This window comes from Streptomyces cyaneofuscatus, assembly GCF_000718135.1.
Classification (GTDB): Bacteria; Actinomycetota; Actinomycetes; order Streptomycetales; family Streptomycetaceae; genus Streptomyces; species Streptomyces cyaneofuscatus.
This window is the reverse complement of the sequence record NZ_JOEM01000098.1, coordinates 1-274: the sequence shown is the minus strand read 5'-3', so window position 1 is coordinate 274 and position 274 is coordinate 1. Positions and strand designations below refer to the sequence as shown.

At 71.9% G+C, this 274-nt stretch carries 1 protein-coding gene; it reads right to left on the bottom strand.

Translation table 11 applies throughout. From position 1 onward, the window contains the following. Positions 1 to 274, bottom strand: a 274-nt coding sequence (locus IF17_RS01000000136975) for a hypothetical protein (protein ID WP_032773225.1), incomplete at both ends; no start/stop codon positions are given.

Below are 274 nucleotides of genomic sequence, written 5' to 3'. Positions count from 1 at the left end.
CGCACCGGCCTGCGACTTCGCGTAGGCGGTGCCGAAGACGGAGTCGATGCCCATGACCTCACCCGTGGAGCGCATCTCCGGCCCCAGCACGGTGTCGACGCCCCGGCCGTGGATGTCCCGGAAACGGGACCACGGCATGACGGCTTCCTTCACGGAGATCGGCGCGTCGAGGGGGAGGGTGCCGCCGTCGCCGGTCTTCGGGAGCAGGCCTTCGGTGCGGAGTTCGGCGATGGTCGTGCCGAGGGAGATGCGGGCGGCGGCCTTGGCGAGGGGG